At 39.9% G+C, this 14,460-nt stretch carries 13 protein-coding genes; 10 read left to right on the plus strand and 3 right to left on the minus strand.

Annotated features, from left to right (window positions below):
• Positions 1 to 4: 4 nt before the first annotated feature.
• The 10 genes from CYTFE_RS0112210 to CYTFE_RS0112260 all read left to right on the plus strand — a co-directional run bounded on the left by CYTFE_RS0112210 (position 5) and on the right by CYTFE_RS0112260 (position 11,374).
• Complete coding sequence (locus CYTFE_RS0112210) at positions 5 to 1,042, plus strand: sugar kinase (RefSeq protein ID WP_027472020.1); 1,038 nt, start codon at positions 5 to 7, stop codon at positions 1,040 to 1,042.
• A gap of 347 nt (positions 1,043 to 1,389) precedes the next feature.
• The gene (locus tag CYTFE_RS0112215; protein WP_027472021.1) at positions 1,390 to 2,061 is read left to right on the plus strand and encodes a bifunctional 4-hydroxy-2-oxoglutarate aldolase/2-dehydro-3-deoxy-phosphogluconate aldolase; all 672 of its coding nucleotides are present in this window, start codon (positions 1,390 to 1,392) and stop codon (positions 2,059 to 2,061) included.
• 11 nt (positions 2,062 to 2,072) lie between these two features.
• A complete protein-coding gene (locus CYTFE_RS0112220; RefSeq protein WP_027472022.1) occupies positions 2,073 to 2,915 on the plus strand; it encodes an SDR family oxidoreductase in 843 nt (280 codons plus the stop codon).
• Positions 2,916 to 3,023: 108 nt separating this feature from the next.
• A complete protein-coding gene (uxuA, locus tag CYTFE_RS0112225) occupies positions 3,024 to 4,238 on the plus strand; it encodes a mannonate dehydratase (protein WP_235208367.1) in 1,215 nt (404 codons plus the stop codon).
• Positions 4,239 to 4,661: 423 nt separating this feature from the next.
• Positions 4,662 to 5,741, plus strand: coding sequence for a sugar kinase (locus CYTFE_RS0112235; RefSeq protein ID WP_044214015.1), 1,080 nt, complete (start codon positions 4,662 to 4,664; stop codon positions 5,739 to 5,741).
• Between the two features lie 23 nt (positions 5,742 to 5,764).
• Entirely contained in the window at positions 5,765 to 7,045 is a 1,281-nt protein-coding gene (locus tag CYTFE_RS0112240) for a lactate racemase domain-containing protein (protein ID WP_027472025.1), read from the plus strand.
• A gap of 132 nt (positions 7,046 to 7,177) precedes the next feature.
• Entirely contained in the window at positions 7,178 to 8,161 is a 984-nt protein-coding gene (locus CYTFE_RS26315; RefSeq protein WP_044214014.1) for a TRAP transporter substrate-binding protein, read from the plus strand.
• Between the two features lie 6 nt (positions 8,162 to 8,167).
• Positions 8,168 to 8,641, plus strand: a complete 474-nt coding sequence (locus tag CYTFE_RS0112250; protein WP_027472026.1) for a TRAP transporter small permease — start codon at positions 8,168 to 8,170, stop codon at positions 8,639 to 8,641.
• The gene (locus CYTFE_RS0112255; protein ID WP_027472027.1) at positions 8,641 to 10,101 is read left to right on the plus strand and encodes a TRAP transporter large permease; all 1,461 of its coding nucleotides are present in this window, start codon (positions 8,641 to 8,643) and stop codon (positions 10,099 to 10,101) included. The genes CYTFE_RS0112250 and CYTFE_RS0112255 overlap by 1 nt, the downstream gene beginning before the upstream one ends.
• Positions 10,102 to 10,321: 220 nt before the next feature.
• Positions 10,322 to 11,374 (plus strand): LacI family DNA-binding transcriptional regulator, encoded by a 1,053-nt coding sequence (locus CYTFE_RS0112260; RefSeq protein ID WP_027472028.1) that lies wholly within the window; start codon positions 10,322 to 10,324, stop codon positions 11,372 to 11,374.
• A gap of 71 nt (positions 11,375 to 11,445) precedes the next feature.
• On the opposite strand, the gene CYTFE_RS0112265 is transcribed toward CYTFE_RS0112260, so the two are convergent.
• The 3 genes from CYTFE_RS0112265 to CYTFE_RS0112275 all read right to left on the minus strand — a co-directional run bounded on the left by CYTFE_RS0112265 (position 11,446) and on the right by CYTFE_RS0112275 (position 14,136).
• Positions 11,446 to 12,447, minus strand: a complete 1,002-nt coding sequence (locus CYTFE_RS0112265) for a sugar kinase (RefSeq protein ID WP_027472029.1) — start codon at positions 12,445 to 12,447, stop codon at positions 11,446 to 11,448.
• Between the two features lie 18 nt (positions 12,448 to 12,465).
• A complete protein-coding gene (locus CYTFE_RS0112270) occupies positions 12,466 to 13,212 on the minus strand; it encodes a sulfite exporter TauE/SafE family protein (RefSeq protein WP_027472030.1) in 747 nt (248 codons plus the stop codon).
• A gap of 162 nt (positions 13,213 to 13,374) precedes the next feature.
• On the minus strand, positions 13,375 to 14,136 hold the full coding sequence (locus tag CYTFE_RS0112275; RefSeq protein ID WP_027472031.1) for an SDR family NAD(P)-dependent oxidoreductase: 762 nt from the start codon (positions 14,134 to 14,136) through the stop codon (positions 13,375 to 13,377).
• Positions 14,137 to 14,460 lie beyond the last annotated feature (324 nt).

Consider the following 14,460-nt stretch of genomic DNA (forward strand, 5'->3'; position numbering starts at 1 on the left):
TACCATGGCAAAGAAAGTAGTAACCTTTGGAGAAATTATGCTCCGTTTTGTAACTCCACAATACCAGCGTTTTTCGCAGGCAACCTCATTTAATGCTTCATACGGTGGTGGCGAAGCTAACGTAGCTGTTTCATTGGCAAACTATGGAATTGACGTTTCATTTGTAACTCGTTTACCTAAAAACGACATTGCAAAAGCTTGCGAAATGGAACTTAAAAAACACTCTGTTAATACCGATCGCATTGTTTACGGTGGCGACAGATTGGGAACTTATTATTTAGAAACTGGAGCGGTAGCCCGCGCAAGTAAAGTGGTATATGACAGAGCCAACTCCGCTTTCTCTGAAATTAAACCCGGTATGGTAAATTGGGAAGAGGTATTTAAAGATGTGGATTTCTTTCATTGGACAGGAATTACCCCAGCCGTTTCTCAGGGTGCAGCGGATGCATGTTTGGAGGCCATCAAAGTAGCCAACAAAATGGGCGTAACAGTTTCAACGGATCTTAACTACCGTAAAAACCTATGGAAATACGGCAAAACAGGTGGTGAGGTAATGCCTGAATTAGTAGCTGGATGTGATATTGTTTTAGGAAACGAAGAGGATGCCGCTATGATGTTAGGTATCCATCCTGAAGGTATCGACGTAACAGGTGGCCATGTTGAAGCCGAGGCATACAGAAGTGTATCTCAACAAATTATGGCTAAGTATCCACGTGTTAAAAAGGTAATTACCACATTAAGAGGCTCAGTTAATGCCAACCATAATTCCTGGTCAGGCGTACTTTACGATGGCAAAACTTTATTCCAAGCTCCAACTTATCAAATCACACATATTGTTGACCGCGTAGGTGGTGGCGATTCTTTTATGGGTGGACTTATTTACGGACTATTAACATACACGGACGACGACCAAAAAGCATTAAATTTTGCAACTGCCGCATCGTGTTTGAAACATACCATTCACGGTGATTACAACCTGGTAACCGTTGAGGAAGTTGAAAAACTGATGGGTGGAGATGCATCAGGCCGTGTATCACGATAAAAAGTTTGCATTAAAACAGATCAGTTGCATATTCCTTCATCAAATTGGTGGTCAAGAATATAGTTTTTGAAATAATTTAGAGACCGGATTTTTCTAGGTTAACGAATCAGATAAAATCCACATTAACTTGCATCATCTGTTTTAAGCCAAAACCAAACAGAACATAGCAGTATAGGGTTTTGGTAAGCAACTTTTACATTTACAACTAAATAACGATGATAGATTGTTGGAATAAAATCAACGAAGTCTTTCGGGCAAAAAGATTTTTTCATCAACGCCTCAAGGGGTAAAATATTCACAGCAATCTATCATCACTTTTAAATTAAAAAAAAGAAAACAAATATAAAATGGCTAAATATTCAAAATTAGAGGTTTTTCAAGCAATGAAAGAAACAGGCGTAATTCCTGTATTTTTTCACTCAGACATTGAGGTTTGTAAAGCAGTTGTAAAATCATGTTATGAAGGTGGAATACGTGTTTTCGAATTCGTTAACCGAGGTGATTTCGCCCATGAAGTTTTTGGTGAATTAAACAAATATGCGATAGAAAATCTACCTGGAATGATTTTAGGTGCCGGCTCCATCGTTGAAGAAGCCACCACGGCACTTTACATCCAACTAGGTGCAAACTTCATCGTTTCCCCCTTACTGAATGAGAATATGGCTAAAATATGCAACCGCAGAAAAGTAATGTGGTCACCAGGATGTGGCACTATCTCTGAGATCAATAAGGCACAAGAGCTTGGTTCTGATTTGGTAAAATGTTTCCCTGCTTCTGAAGTAGGTGGACCTTCTTTTGTGAAAGCAGTAAAAGCACCTATGCCGTGGACCGACATCATGCCAACAGGTGGTGTAAACACCTCAAAAGAGAACCTCGAAAAATGGTTTGCTGCCGGTGTAACATGTGTAGGTATGGGTTCCGCTCTTTTCCCCAAAGATATCATGGCCAATAAAGACTGGAATGCTCTTACGCAAATGGTAAAACAGTTAATGAGCGATATTAAAGCTGTACGTAAATAAAAACAATAACAATGATGCCCTTAAATTTAAAAGACAAAGTAGCTGTGATCACAGGAGGCGGTGGAGTTCTTTGCTCTACAATGGCCAAAGCACTCGCCTCTCACGGTGTTAAAACAGCTATTTTAGACTTAAATCTGGAAGCTGCAGAAAAAGTAGCTAAAGAGATTACAGAACAGTACCATACGCCCTCCATGGGCATTTCGGCCAGCGTTCTGGATAAAAAATCGCTGGAAGCAGCCAAGCTGGTTATCAACGAAAAATTAGGAACAATAGATTACTTGGTAAATGGAGCTGGAGGTAATGCGGCCTCAGCAACAACAAAAGCTGAATTCATTACCGATGATGTATTAAATAACTTGGACGACACCTTCTTCGGTTTAGAGGCAGATGGATTTGATAAGGTTTTCGCACTCAACTTTCAAGGAACCCTACTGCCATCCATGGTATTTGCCAAAGATATGCTAGACAAAAAGCAAGGTTCAATCATCAATGTATCATCGATGAACGCATACACTCCCCTCACCAAAATACCGGCCTACTCTGCAGCAAAAGCAGCTATCAACAATTTTACACAATGGTTGGCCGTTCATTTTGCAAAAACAGGAATTAGGGTCAATGCTATTGCTCCCGGGTTTCTATTAACCAATCAAAATCGCTTTTTATTGATTGATGAAAAAACCGGTGAAGCAACAGCCCGTGGTGAAAAAATCATAAGAAACACTCCAATGGAGCGCTACGGAGAACCAGAGGAGTTAACAGGCACCATGCTATATCTACTGTCAGACTGGGCTACCTTTATTACAGGAGTTGTAGTACCCGTTGATGGTGGTTTTAGTGCCTATTCCGGAGTATAAATAAACGATTGCTCAATATATTTTCAATAAAAAACTACAAAACAACAGACTATGGTTTTATAAGGCATTGCCTTACAAGCTATAGTAGAAAGCTGAATGACTATGGCTATGGAACAAACTTGGCGCTGGTATGGCCCAACAGACCCAGTAACATTGGCAGATATACGCCAAGCTGGCGCAACAGGAATTGTAACGGCACTACACGAAGTGCCCATCGGAGAGGTATGGACGGAAGAAGCTATTGCAGCACGTAAAAGACACATCGAATTCGATGATACTGTTACCCCTCCTAAACCTAGGGGATTAAACTGGAGTGTTATTGAAAGTATTCCTGTTCATGAAGATATCAAACAAGGAAAACCTCAACGTGACGAATGGATTGAAAAATACAAAGAAAGCATACGCAATGTAGGTAAAGTTGGTATTCCGGTATTGACATACAACTGGATGCCTGTTGTTGACTGGACACGAACCAATCTAGAAATGGAATTGGATGACGGAGCAAAAGCTCTACAATTTGACATCCATGAATATATTGCGTTTGACCTTTATATGCTTCAACGTAAAAATGCCGAAAAAGAATATACTCCGGAACAAATTGAAGCAGCTAAGAGAAAATTCGAGTCCATGGATGCAGAAAAAAGATACATCCTGGAAAAAAACATCATTGCCGGACTACCTGGTGGTCAAGAAGGTTATTCCATCGAAGAGTTTAGAGAACGTTTAGCTGAATACGATGGTATTAATTCCGATCAGTACCGTCAAAATCTAAAATACTTCTTAGAACAGATCGTTCCCGTGGCCATAGAATCGGGTGTTCGTTTGGCCATACACCCCGATGATCCACCGGTTTCTCTTTTTGGACTACCACGCGTGGTAAGCACTGAAAGCGACTTGCAATTTATCGTAAATATTATCGACAGCATTTATAATGGCTTATGTGTTTGTACAGGCTCTTTGGGTGTTCGTGCAGACAATGATCTACCTGGAATCATTACCCGCTTAGGTGATAAAATTAACTTTTTACATTTAAGAAGTACCCAACGCGATGCCGACGGAAGTTTTCATGAGGCAAGTCATCTACAAGGAAATGTGGATATGTATAACGTAATTGTAGCGGTATTAAAGGAACAGAAGAAACGAACAGCAGCCAATAGGCGCGATGATCAAATTCCTATGCGCGCCGATCATGGACATACCATTCTGGATGATCTTAGAAAGAAAACCAACCCAGGATATTCTGCCCTTGGCTTATTAAGAGGACAGGCCGAATTACGGGGATTGGAAATGGGGATTGAAAAGAGTGGTGTAATTTACAAGTAGGTAGTGGCTGCAAGAAAACTACTGTTTTTTTTGTCTTTGATAAGAAAGCTTCAAAGACAAGGCTTTCGATATTTTTGAAACCAAGGAGTTTACTGATTGTAAATGACTGTTTCAAAAATGAGAATAACGCAGTATTTGGAGTTTTCTTGCAAAGACTAGATAAAACTCATTTATCCTGCATAAGCATATTGGCTCCTACGCTATTATATTGATTAAGACTTCCCTTTAACCTCAGGTTAGAGGGAAGTAATAAAGCTAGTACGTAGAAAAAGGTTCTCAAATTGCTTTCTTAGTATTTCACCATGCTATTTCATGAAAAATACGTTTGATAAAAGCAATCTCCTGGGTTATCAGAAACAGACCCCAAAGCTCTAAAAAACTTTCATACATAACAAAGTCGCTCTTAACAATAAAAATCTACACATGTCAATCCAACTAAAAAAAAATTGCAAATATGCGCTTCTTGTTCCCACTAGCATGGGCATCCGTATTACACCAGCAAACGGTCAACCAGTACACGCCAGCGACACTTTTAAAATGCAGGCCACCAGTGCCGAAACAAACGTTGCCAGCATCTCATCTTATTTAGGATTACCGGTGAAAGTACTCACCTCCTTTGTCAAAGGAAGCCCCATCGCACAATTCATCAAAAGTAATCTAAAAGCACGTCATATGGATTACGAAGGACCCGAAGTTGAACAAGGTGATCCTTGGGGATATCGTCACCAGATCAATATGGCAGATAGTGGTTATGGTTCGAGAGGACCTCGTGTATGGAACGATAGGGCTGGTGAAGTGGGACGTACATTAAACGTCAAAGATTTTGACCTGCAACGCATATTTGAAAAAGAAGGGGTGACAGTGGTCCATCTATCTGGTCTTGTGGCTGCACTATCACCTGATTCCGGCCAATTTTGTTTAGAAATAGCACGTACCGCACGAAAATACGGAACCAGCGTATCCTTCGACTTAAACCACAGGGCTTCTTTTTGGGCAAACAGAGAAGAAGAACTACGTAATATTTTTACTGAGATAGCCTCTGTTTCAGATATTCTAATAGGTAACGAAGAAGATTTTCAACTTTGTTTAGGTATCAAAGGACCCGATGCCGGAGGAAAGGCAATCGATAACAAGATAGAAGGCTTTAAGGGAATGATAAAGAGTGTAAAAGAAAACTTTTCCAATGCATCTGTTTTTGCCACCACCTTACGCGAGGTTATCAACGCCAACGAACATCTATGGGGAGCCATTACTTTGGTAGATGATCAATGGCAGGTCATCAAACCTCGCCCTATACATGTACTCGACCGCATTGGAGGTGGAGATGGTTTTGTGGGAGGCTTATTATATGCTATCCTCCAAGAATGGGAAAGTGAAAAATGGGCACAATTCGGTTGGGCAACAGGCGCTATGGCTACCACTTTTTTAAGCGACTACGCACAACCTGCCGACGAAGAAATGGTGTGGAGTATCTGGCATGGTAATGCCAGAGTCAAAAGATAGTTTTCATCCCCAAAATAGCTGTTATGATTTATTACGAAAAAGGAGCTTCTGATGAAATATTAACAAAGGAAGATCTCCGGCGAGGAATTGAAATTGCCCTGGAAAAATTAGGAAATAGAACTAATGTTTTGATCATTCCTCCTGATTTCACACGCTTCCACTCCCGGGCAGGTGAGCTAACCACGTATGCATATCACTATTACAACACAAAGGTAAAAGATATCTTACCGGCTTTAGGGACCCATGCTCCCATGACCAATGAGGAATTAAACACAATGTTTCCCGGTATCCCGCACGAATTATTTAGAGTGCATAACTGGAGAAATGATGTGCTCACCGTTGGAACCATACCCGGGAAAAAGGTGGCTGAGATAACCCATGGTGCCTTAGACTACGAATGGCCTGCACAAATAAACAAACTATTATGGGAAGGCCAGCATGACCTCATATTATCTATCGGTCAAGTAGTTCCCCACGAAGTAATTGGAATGGCTAACTATAACAAAAATATTCTGGTTGGAACAGGCGGTTCACAAGGCATCAATAAAAGTCATTTCGTTGGAGCAGTTCATGGTATGGAAAAAGTCATGGGAAGAGCCGATAACCCGGTTCGAGAAATCCTCAACTATGCTTCAGAAAACTTTATCAAGCACCTGCCCATCGTGTATGTACATACCGTTGTGGGGCGAGATCAAAAATCGGGACATTTGGTAACACGAGGTTTATTTATTGGTGATGATTACTCTGTTTTTACCAAAGCAGCCGAGCTATCTCTGAAGGTGAATTTCACCATGCTCGATCAACCCATTAAAAAAGCAGTGGTATACCTGGATCCATCTGAATTTAAGAGTACCTGGCTAGGTAACAAAAGCATATATCGTACTCGTATGGCCATGGCTGATCATGGAGAACTAATTGTAATGGCGCCTGGATTGAAAGAATTTGGCGAAGACAAAGAGATAGACCGATTGATTAGAAAATATGGGTACCGAGGAACTCCTCACACCTTGAAAATGCTAAAGGAAAATACAGAACTTGAAGATAACCTGAGTGCAGCAGCTCACCTTATACACGGGAGTTCCGAAGACCGATTTAATATAACATACTGCCCTGGATACCTAAGCAGAAAAGAAATTGAATCGGTCAATTTTAAGTATGCTGATTTAGGTCAGATGCTTGAAAAATATAATCCCAATAGCTTAAAAGATGGATACAACACCATGCCCGACGGAGAAGAAATATATTATATCTCCAACCCCGCAGTTGGCCTTTGGGCATATAAAGAAAGATTTATAAAAAAATAAACAGCAAAATACTATATTTGTAAAAATACAAACGTTTGCACAAACAAACGAAAAATAAAATTACTGAAATTGTGATGGCGAAGAATCAGATTATTGTCACACAGTTGTACTTATTTAAACTATAAGAAATCTATGCGTATTAAATTATCAGCATCCGTATTATTAGTTGGCTTGCTTCTATTTTTAGCAGGATGTGAGAGCACCAACAAACCAACTACCCTAAAATTGGCGCATGGACTGGATCCTACACATCCGGTGCATAAAGCCATGGTTTATATGGCCGCCCAACTTAAAGAAGAGTCGGGTGGAAAAATGAAACTGGAAATATACCCCAGCGGACAGCTTGGAGGAGAACAGCAGTGTGTTGAATTATTGCAAATAGGTAGTCTGGCTATTACCAAAGTATCCTCCGCCATCATGGAAAGTTTCACCCCCAACTATCAGGTACTTGGACTCCCCTATATTTTCAGATCCAAAGAACATGCCTTTTCGGTATTGGATGGAGAAATAGGCAAGGAGTTCCTTAACTCCACGGAAAAGTTCAACATGAAAGGACTTTGTTTCTACGATGCCGGCTTCCGTAGTTTTTATACCATTGATAAGGCCATCAACAGTCCGGAAGATTTAAGCGGAATGAAAATCAGGGTAATGAAGAGCCAGACGGCCATGAACATGGTCAAGGCAATGGGAGGCTCTCCAACACCCATATCATGGGGTGAACTATACACAGCACTTCAAAGTGGCGTTGTGGATGGTGCAGAGAACAACCCTCCTAGTTTATACACCTCACGCCACTACGAGGTCTGTAAAAAATACACACTGAACGAACATACAGCAGTGCCTGACGTACTGATAATAAGTACAGTGGTATGGAATAAGCTAACAGAACAAGAAAAAAAATGGTTACAGGCTGCTGCCGATGCTTCCGTACCTGAAGAACGTAAACTATGGGCGGAAGCCGAACAGTTGGCATTAGAAGAAGTACAAAAAGCCGGTGTTGAAATTATTCGTCCCGACAAAGCGCCATTTATGAAAGCAGTAGAAAGCATTTTTGAAGGTTACAAGTCGCAACCTGAAATTTATAACCTAATTCAACGAATCAGAAACTTCAAATAAGGAATCATGAAATTTAAAAAATCGCTGGATAAGATACTGGAGAAAACCTTAATATTGATCATGAGCATCCTTGTAATTGATGTGTTATGGCAAGTATTAAGCCGATATATTCTTTCTTCTCCCAGTTCATTTACCGATGAATTGGCCGGATTTTTATTAATATGGGTGGGCATTTTGGGAGCCGCTTATGTGGCCGGACAAAGACAACACTTGGCCATTGATTTATTAATACAAAAATCATCAGAAACCAACAGAGCAAAGCTGTATCTATTCATCAATATATGTATTGCACTATTTGCCGTTGCTGTAATGATGATTGGCGGTGCCTGGCTGGCCATTACCCGCTTCCAGTTTGATGTAACTTCTGCGGCATTGCGTATTCCTTTGGGATACGTTTACCTGGTAATGCCATTAAGTGGCTTGCTCATCCTATACTATTCAATTTATCTTATTATTCATCCAAAAGAAAATCTACAATAATGGACTACCTAGGTATATTTGTTCTTATATTTTCCTTTATATTTTTATTGGTATCCGGAGTGCCCATCGCCTTTAGTATTGGTATTTCCGGGATACTTACCATGCTGGTAAGCATCGATTCCTTACCTGCTTTTACAACCTATGCACAACGAATGGCTACCGGACTGGACAGTTTTGCACTACTGGCCATTCCATTTTTTATACTGGCCGGCAACATAATGAACAGTGGAGGTATTGCAGTACGACTTATCAACCTGGCTAAAATTATGGTGGGCAAATGGCCTGCCGGACTCGCCTATGTAAACGTATTTGCCAATATGCTTTTCGGTGCCATCTCAGGTTCAGCGGCAGCTTCTGCTTCCGCTATTGGCTCTATTATGGGACCAGAAATGAAGAGAGACGGATACGACGAAAGTTTCAGTGCTGCAGTCAATATTTCATCAGCTACTACAGGCCTTTCTATTCCACCCAGTAATATCCTCATCGTATATTCATTGGCTAGTGGAGGTGTTTCTATTACAGCTCTTTTCTTGGCAGGATACATACCCGGCATATTAACCGGTTTAGCCATCATGTTAACATCCATGGCATTGGTGATTGGTCATAAAAAAGGAACAAAAGCATCTATGTTAGCTGTTTTAAAAGTATTAATAGGCGCTGCAGCTACCTTTGGATTTATTGCTGGAATGATAGCCATCAAAGCACAATCGGCTTTAAGCTACAATCTGGTGTGGGCAGGCATTGGTGCTTTGTTGTTATTTTTCATAGTAAGATTCTCCGTCAAACGTCCCGCTTCCGTCAGAAGAGGGTTAAAAGTACTATGGGATGCTGTTCCTAGTCTATTTCTACTGATAGTTGTCATTGGTGGTATTGTGGGCGGATTATTTACAGCTACCGAAGCCTCCGCAATAGCAGTGCTTTATGCGCTGGTCTTGTCATTAATTTATAAAGAAATTTCCATTTCTGATTTACCAGATATCATATTAAGATCTGTTAAAACAACAGCAATTGTACTTTTATTGGTGTCCACATGTATTGGACTATCGTGGATTATGGCCTACGAAAACATACCACAAAATGTTAGTTCGGGTCTGCTGGGAATCAGTAACAATCCCATCATTATTTTATTAATTATCAACCTAATTTTATTAATTGTTGGTGTGTTTATGGATATGACGCCAGCGGTTCTTATCTTTACACCCATATTTTTGCCCATTGTTACCAACATGGGTGTTGACCCAACACACTTCGGTATCATCATGGTGTTAAATTTAAGTGTAGGACTATGTACACCTCCGGTAGGTTCGGTGTTATTTATTGGGTGTAGCGTGGCCAACATAAAAATTGATAAAGTAATAAAACCCCTGCTGCCTATGTTCTTGGCCATGGTAGCAGTGTTAATGATGGTAACATACATACCGGAAATTAGCTTGTGGTTACCCCGATTGTTTGATTTTTAATCATTGAGTCAGTAACCTACAAACACCACATTGCAGGGTATTTTATTCTGTTATTGGTAACTAAAAAAATACGGAAAATATTGTCCTAAACGCCTCTATAAGTAGGCGATTATCATGGACAAAAAACAACGGCAGATTATCTTACTCGAATGAAAGTTCTTCAAGTAAGGTAATCTGCTTATTTTCCAGATTAACAGACCATTGCGCAGCAATTTATTAAATGAGTAAAACAGTAAGAATAAAAGACATAGCCCAAAAAGCAGGCGTTTCAATTGGTACAGTTGATCGGGTACTGCACAACCGCGGTGAAGTAAAGGCAACTACCAAAGAAAAAGTAATGGCCATTGCTGAAAAACTGAACTACAAACCAAATATTGCCGCACGGGCGTTAAAGTCGCCCACCACCTATAAGATTGCCATCTTAATTCCTCTTTGCCAGGGAGACAATCAATTTTGGAAGATGCACCCCATTGGGATTGAAAACGGAAAAGAAGCCATATATCCCTTTAAAGCAACGCTGGAATTCTTTTATTATGAGATGCACAACCCCAATGATTTTATGCGGCAGGCATCAGCCTTGGTACAATGGCAGCCCAACGGTGTTATTATGGCTCCCATATTAAAGAATGAATCAGTAGAGCTCTGTCATAAACTGGATGATTTGGAGGTTCCGTACGTTTTCATTGATACCAATATTGATGATACCAACAGCTTAACTTTTATTGGGGAGGATGCCTACCAAGCGGGTCGTGTTGCTGCCAGTTTGATTGACTCAGGAATTTCTCCCGACAAAGACATACTGATAGTCAACATTGCCAAAAACCTTGAAAACATCCAACACCTACAACACCGTAATCAGGGTTTTTTAAGCTACTTTATGGATGCCGGTAATAACAACGCACTTAAAATAAGTGTTGAAATTCCTAATACAGAACCACAGGAAGTGAAATCAATACTTGACAAGGTTTTTGAGAATAACCCCAATATTGGAGGTGTATTCGTTTCTAGCTCCCGCACATTCGCCGTGGCCGAGTATTTACAAAAGCACCAAAAACAAAACCTATTTTTAGTAGGATACGAATTATTTGGTAAAAACAGCGATTTTCTTCAACACCGCACCATCAACTTCCTAATCGGTCAACGCCCCATTGAGCAAGCCGAAAAAACATTCAAAAAACTATTTGATTACCTGGCACACAATACAATCCCCAATAAAAAAGATTATCAGCCCATTGACATTATTAATGCTGAAAATATGGGACTACTTAAATAAGCCATTTTAAACGGCCATAACAGCCCAAACATGCAAATCATTCTCAGAGTAAGAAGTATCCTTACGGCTACTTATTTCATAAAATCCTCAACCTCCTGAAGGCTTACCAAGTTTGCATCTCCCATAATCGTATGTTTCAGGCTAGACGCTGCTATACCAAAATTTATAATTTTTTCATAATTAGCAGGCCATTGAAGCATTCCAAATATCACACCGGCAGTAAAAGCATCGCCTCCTCCTACCCTATCCACAATATGCGTTATGGAGTAAGTAGAAGTCTCATGAAGCATGGTGCCATCAAACATGAGTGCTCGCAGTGTATTATGACTGGCATTAATACTACCTCTTCGGGTAGTTACGATACTTTTAACACGTGGATATTTCCGCATAACCATACCTGAGGTATTGATAAAAGATTCGTTAGAAAATTTACCTCTATTATCCCTTCCAACATCAATTTCCATAGCATGCTCTGCATCATATTCGTTGCCAAAAATAACATCGCACATGGCAACCAATGGAGGCATCACCTGGTTCGGTTGTTTACCATAGTTCCATAAATTAGACCGTAGATTCACATCACAAGAAATGGTGATTCCTCTTTTATGCGCTTCCTGTACACCCTCTGCTAAAACCTTCGTTGGATTCTCTCCAATGGCAGCACTCAAACCCGACCAATGAAACCAAGTTGCACCTTCCAGTACACGATCCCAATCAACCATACCTGGCGTCATCGTGGCAAACGAAGAGTTATCTCTATCATAAACCACTTTCGAGCCTCTTTGGTCTGCTCCTGTTTCTAAAAAATAGATTCCTAACCGTTGTCCCCCCAACAATACATGGCTCGTATCCACCCCAAATTTTCGGAGCGATTTAATACAAGCATCCCCCATATCATTATTAGGAAACCGACTCACAATAGCTGTCTTTATATTAAAATTTGAAAGTGAAATAGCCACATTCGCTTCGCCACCTCCGTAAGTTACCTGCAATTTATCTGCTTGACAAAACCTAAGATGTTCTTCGGTAGATAAGCGCATCATTACCTCACCAAACACAACAACTTTTCCCATTATATACTCTTTAAAAAATTAAAACAACCAAAGTTTAACAGCCATTAATACAATGACTATCAACAATATTCTTTTGATCCAAACATCGCCCTTTTTAATGGAAAGATGGCTCCCTAGCCAGCCCCCAACTGAACTACCAATGGCAACAATAAGACCTATTTTCCAATCAATTACATCCTGCCAAATAAAAATTGCTAAAGCCGAAGTGGTATAAATAAGGGCCACCACCACTTTAACCGCATTGGTTTTCAGCAAACTAAAACGATTAATCTTAACAAGTGACAAAATCATGATAAAACCAATACCCGCGTGAAGAAAGCCCCCATATATTCCAATAAAAAAGAAAACAATAACTCCCGTTAACCTATTTTTAAAACTTAAACGTTCTTCTTGATCCGTTTTGAAATTTGGACTGGTGAGTATCAATATTGCCACTACCACCATAACAATAGATAAAATTCTATTGAGCAATTTATCAGGTATATCAACCGCCACATATGCCCCCAGTGCAGCTCCCAATAAGGCAGACAATCCCAAATACACAGGATACCCTCCAGATATCACCTTATTTTTCTTAAAATTAGAAACAGAAACTATATTCTGGGCCAACAACGCTACTCTATTAGATGCATTGGCCACTACAGATGGCACCCCCATAAATATCATTAATGGTAAGGTGATCAATGAACCACCACCGGCAATTACATTAATAAACCCAGCAGCAACGCCCGCTATAACGAGTAATAGATAGTCTAAAATTGTCATTCGTATATTGAATCTAAATTTTATAATGAATGATCTCCAAAAAAATCGGGGCACGACTTATAATTGAGTCATACCCCGACATGCCCTATTCAAAAAACAAGTAATTATTCTTACACTTATTTTAATCAAAAAATATACACCTGGCCAGGTGTTTAGATCAGCTTAGATACCCAAAGCCTGACCACCACCAATCTGAATCGTTTCAGCCGTAATGAAAGATGCATCATCACTCGCCAAGAAAGACACCACAGACGCAACTTCCTGTGGTTCACCAATCCTACCTAGCAAAATACTATTTTTCCATGAAGCAAACACTTCGGGTTTGGTTGATTTAATTTGTGCATGAAACGGCGTATCAATAGTACCTGGAGATACAGCATTCACGCGAATTCCGTATTCAGCTAAATCCTTAGCCAAAGCTCTTGTAATAGCGTGCACTCCAGCTTTAGATGTACCATAAACTCCAGCCCCTGGACCTCCTGCATTCCATGCTGCATTTGAGGTATAATTAATAATAGAAGCATTTTCACCCTTTTTTAGGAAGGGAATAGCCGCTCTTGAAGCAAAAAATACAGAATCAAGGTTGAGCGCCATCACAAATCTATAAAATTCAGTGGTCATCTCTTCAAACCTTTGTCTTCCGCCTAATCCTCCAGCATTATTTACCAAAAGATCAATCTTTCCATATTTCTCACCTATGGCTTTTATATTAGAAGTCACCTCCTCTTCATTGGTTACATCGAAACCATAATACTCCGCTGTAATACCTGCTTCAACAAGCTCTTCTACTCTTTTAGCACCTTGTTCATCCTCAATACCATTTAAAACAACAGTATATCCATCTTTACCCAATCTTTTGGCTACTTCAAAGCCAATACCTCCAGTTGCACCAGTTATTACTGCCACTTTTCCTTTTAAATCCATTTTATTTATAATTTTAAAATTCAAAAAATCTATATCTATATAGATGGTAAACTCAACACCTGCCGGTACAATTACTACCAATAATGACCTACCGGCAGGTAATTGAGAAACACATCAAACGTATTATTATTCTTTTTCATACAAATAGATATCCCTATAATTAAAAGGGTATCTCAGCTCTTTCGTAAGAGCATCTGCTGGTAAACAAGTATTCACTTAACAACATAAACACCTTATACCAAAGCAGTATCTAACAAAAGGTGCCCCTCTATCGTGAGGAGTTAAGGTTTCTAAACTTTCCATAATTCAATTATTATATATTAT

The sequence above is a fragment of the Saccharicrinis fermentans DSM 9555 = JCM 21142 genome, from assembly GCF_000517085.1.
Lineage (GTDB): Bacteria > Bacteroidota > Bacteroidia > Bacteroidales > Marinilabiliaceae > Saccharicrinis > Saccharicrinis fermentans.

Excerpts from the sequence above, each read along its gene's own strand:
- CYTFE_RS0112210 (WP_027472020.1), top strand. The coding sequence starts at position 5 with ATGGCAAAGAAAGTAGTAACCTTTGGAGAAATTATGCTCCGTTTTGTA.
- CYTFE_RS0112215 (WP_027472021.1), top strand. The coding sequence starts at position 1,390 with ATGGCTAAATATTCAAAATTAGAGGTTTTTCAAGCAATGAAAGAAACA.
- CYTFE_RS0112220 (WP_027472022.1), top strand. The coding sequence starts at position 2,073 with ATGATGCCCTTAAATTTAAAAGACAAAGTAGCTGTGATCACAGGAGGC.
- uxuA (WP_235208367.1), top strand. The coding sequence starts at position 3,024 with ATGGAACAAACTTGGCGCTGGTATGGCCCAACAGACCCAGTAACATTG.
- CYTFE_RS0112235 (WP_044214015.1), top strand. The coding sequence starts at position 4,662 with ATGTCAATCCAACTAAAAAAAAATTGCAAATATGCGCTTCTTGTTCCC.
- CYTFE_RS0112240 (WP_027472025.1), top strand. The coding sequence starts at position 5,765 with ATGATTTATTACGAAAAAGGAGCTTCTGATGAAATATTAACAAAGGAA.
- CYTFE_RS26315 (WP_044214014.1), top strand. The coding sequence starts at position 7,178 with ATGCGTATTAAATTATCAGCATCCGTATTATTAGTTGGCTTGCTTCTA.
- CYTFE_RS0112250 (WP_027472026.1), top strand. The coding sequence starts at position 8,168 with ATGAAATTTAAAAAATCGCTGGATAAGATACTGGAGAAAACCTTAATA.
- CYTFE_RS0112255 (WP_027472027.1), top strand. The coding sequence starts at position 8,641 with ATGGACTACCTAGGTATATTTGTTCTTATATTTTCCTTTATATTTTTA.
- CYTFE_RS0112260 (WP_027472028.1), top strand. The coding sequence starts at position 10,322 with ATGAGTAAAACAGTAAGAATAAAAGACATAGCCCAAAAAGCAGGCGTT.
- CYTFE_RS0112265 (WP_027472029.1), bottom strand. The coding sequence starts at position 12,447 with ATGGGAAAAGTTGTTGTGTTTGGTGAGGTAATGATGCGCTTATCTACC.
- CYTFE_RS0112270 (WP_027472030.1), bottom strand. The coding sequence starts at position 13,212 with ATGACAATTTTAGACTATCTATTACTCGTTATAGCGGGCGTTGCTGCT.
- CYTFE_RS0112275 (WP_027472031.1), bottom strand. The coding sequence starts at position 14,136 with ATGGATTTAAAAGGAAAAGTGGCAGTAATAACTGGTGCAACTGGAGGT.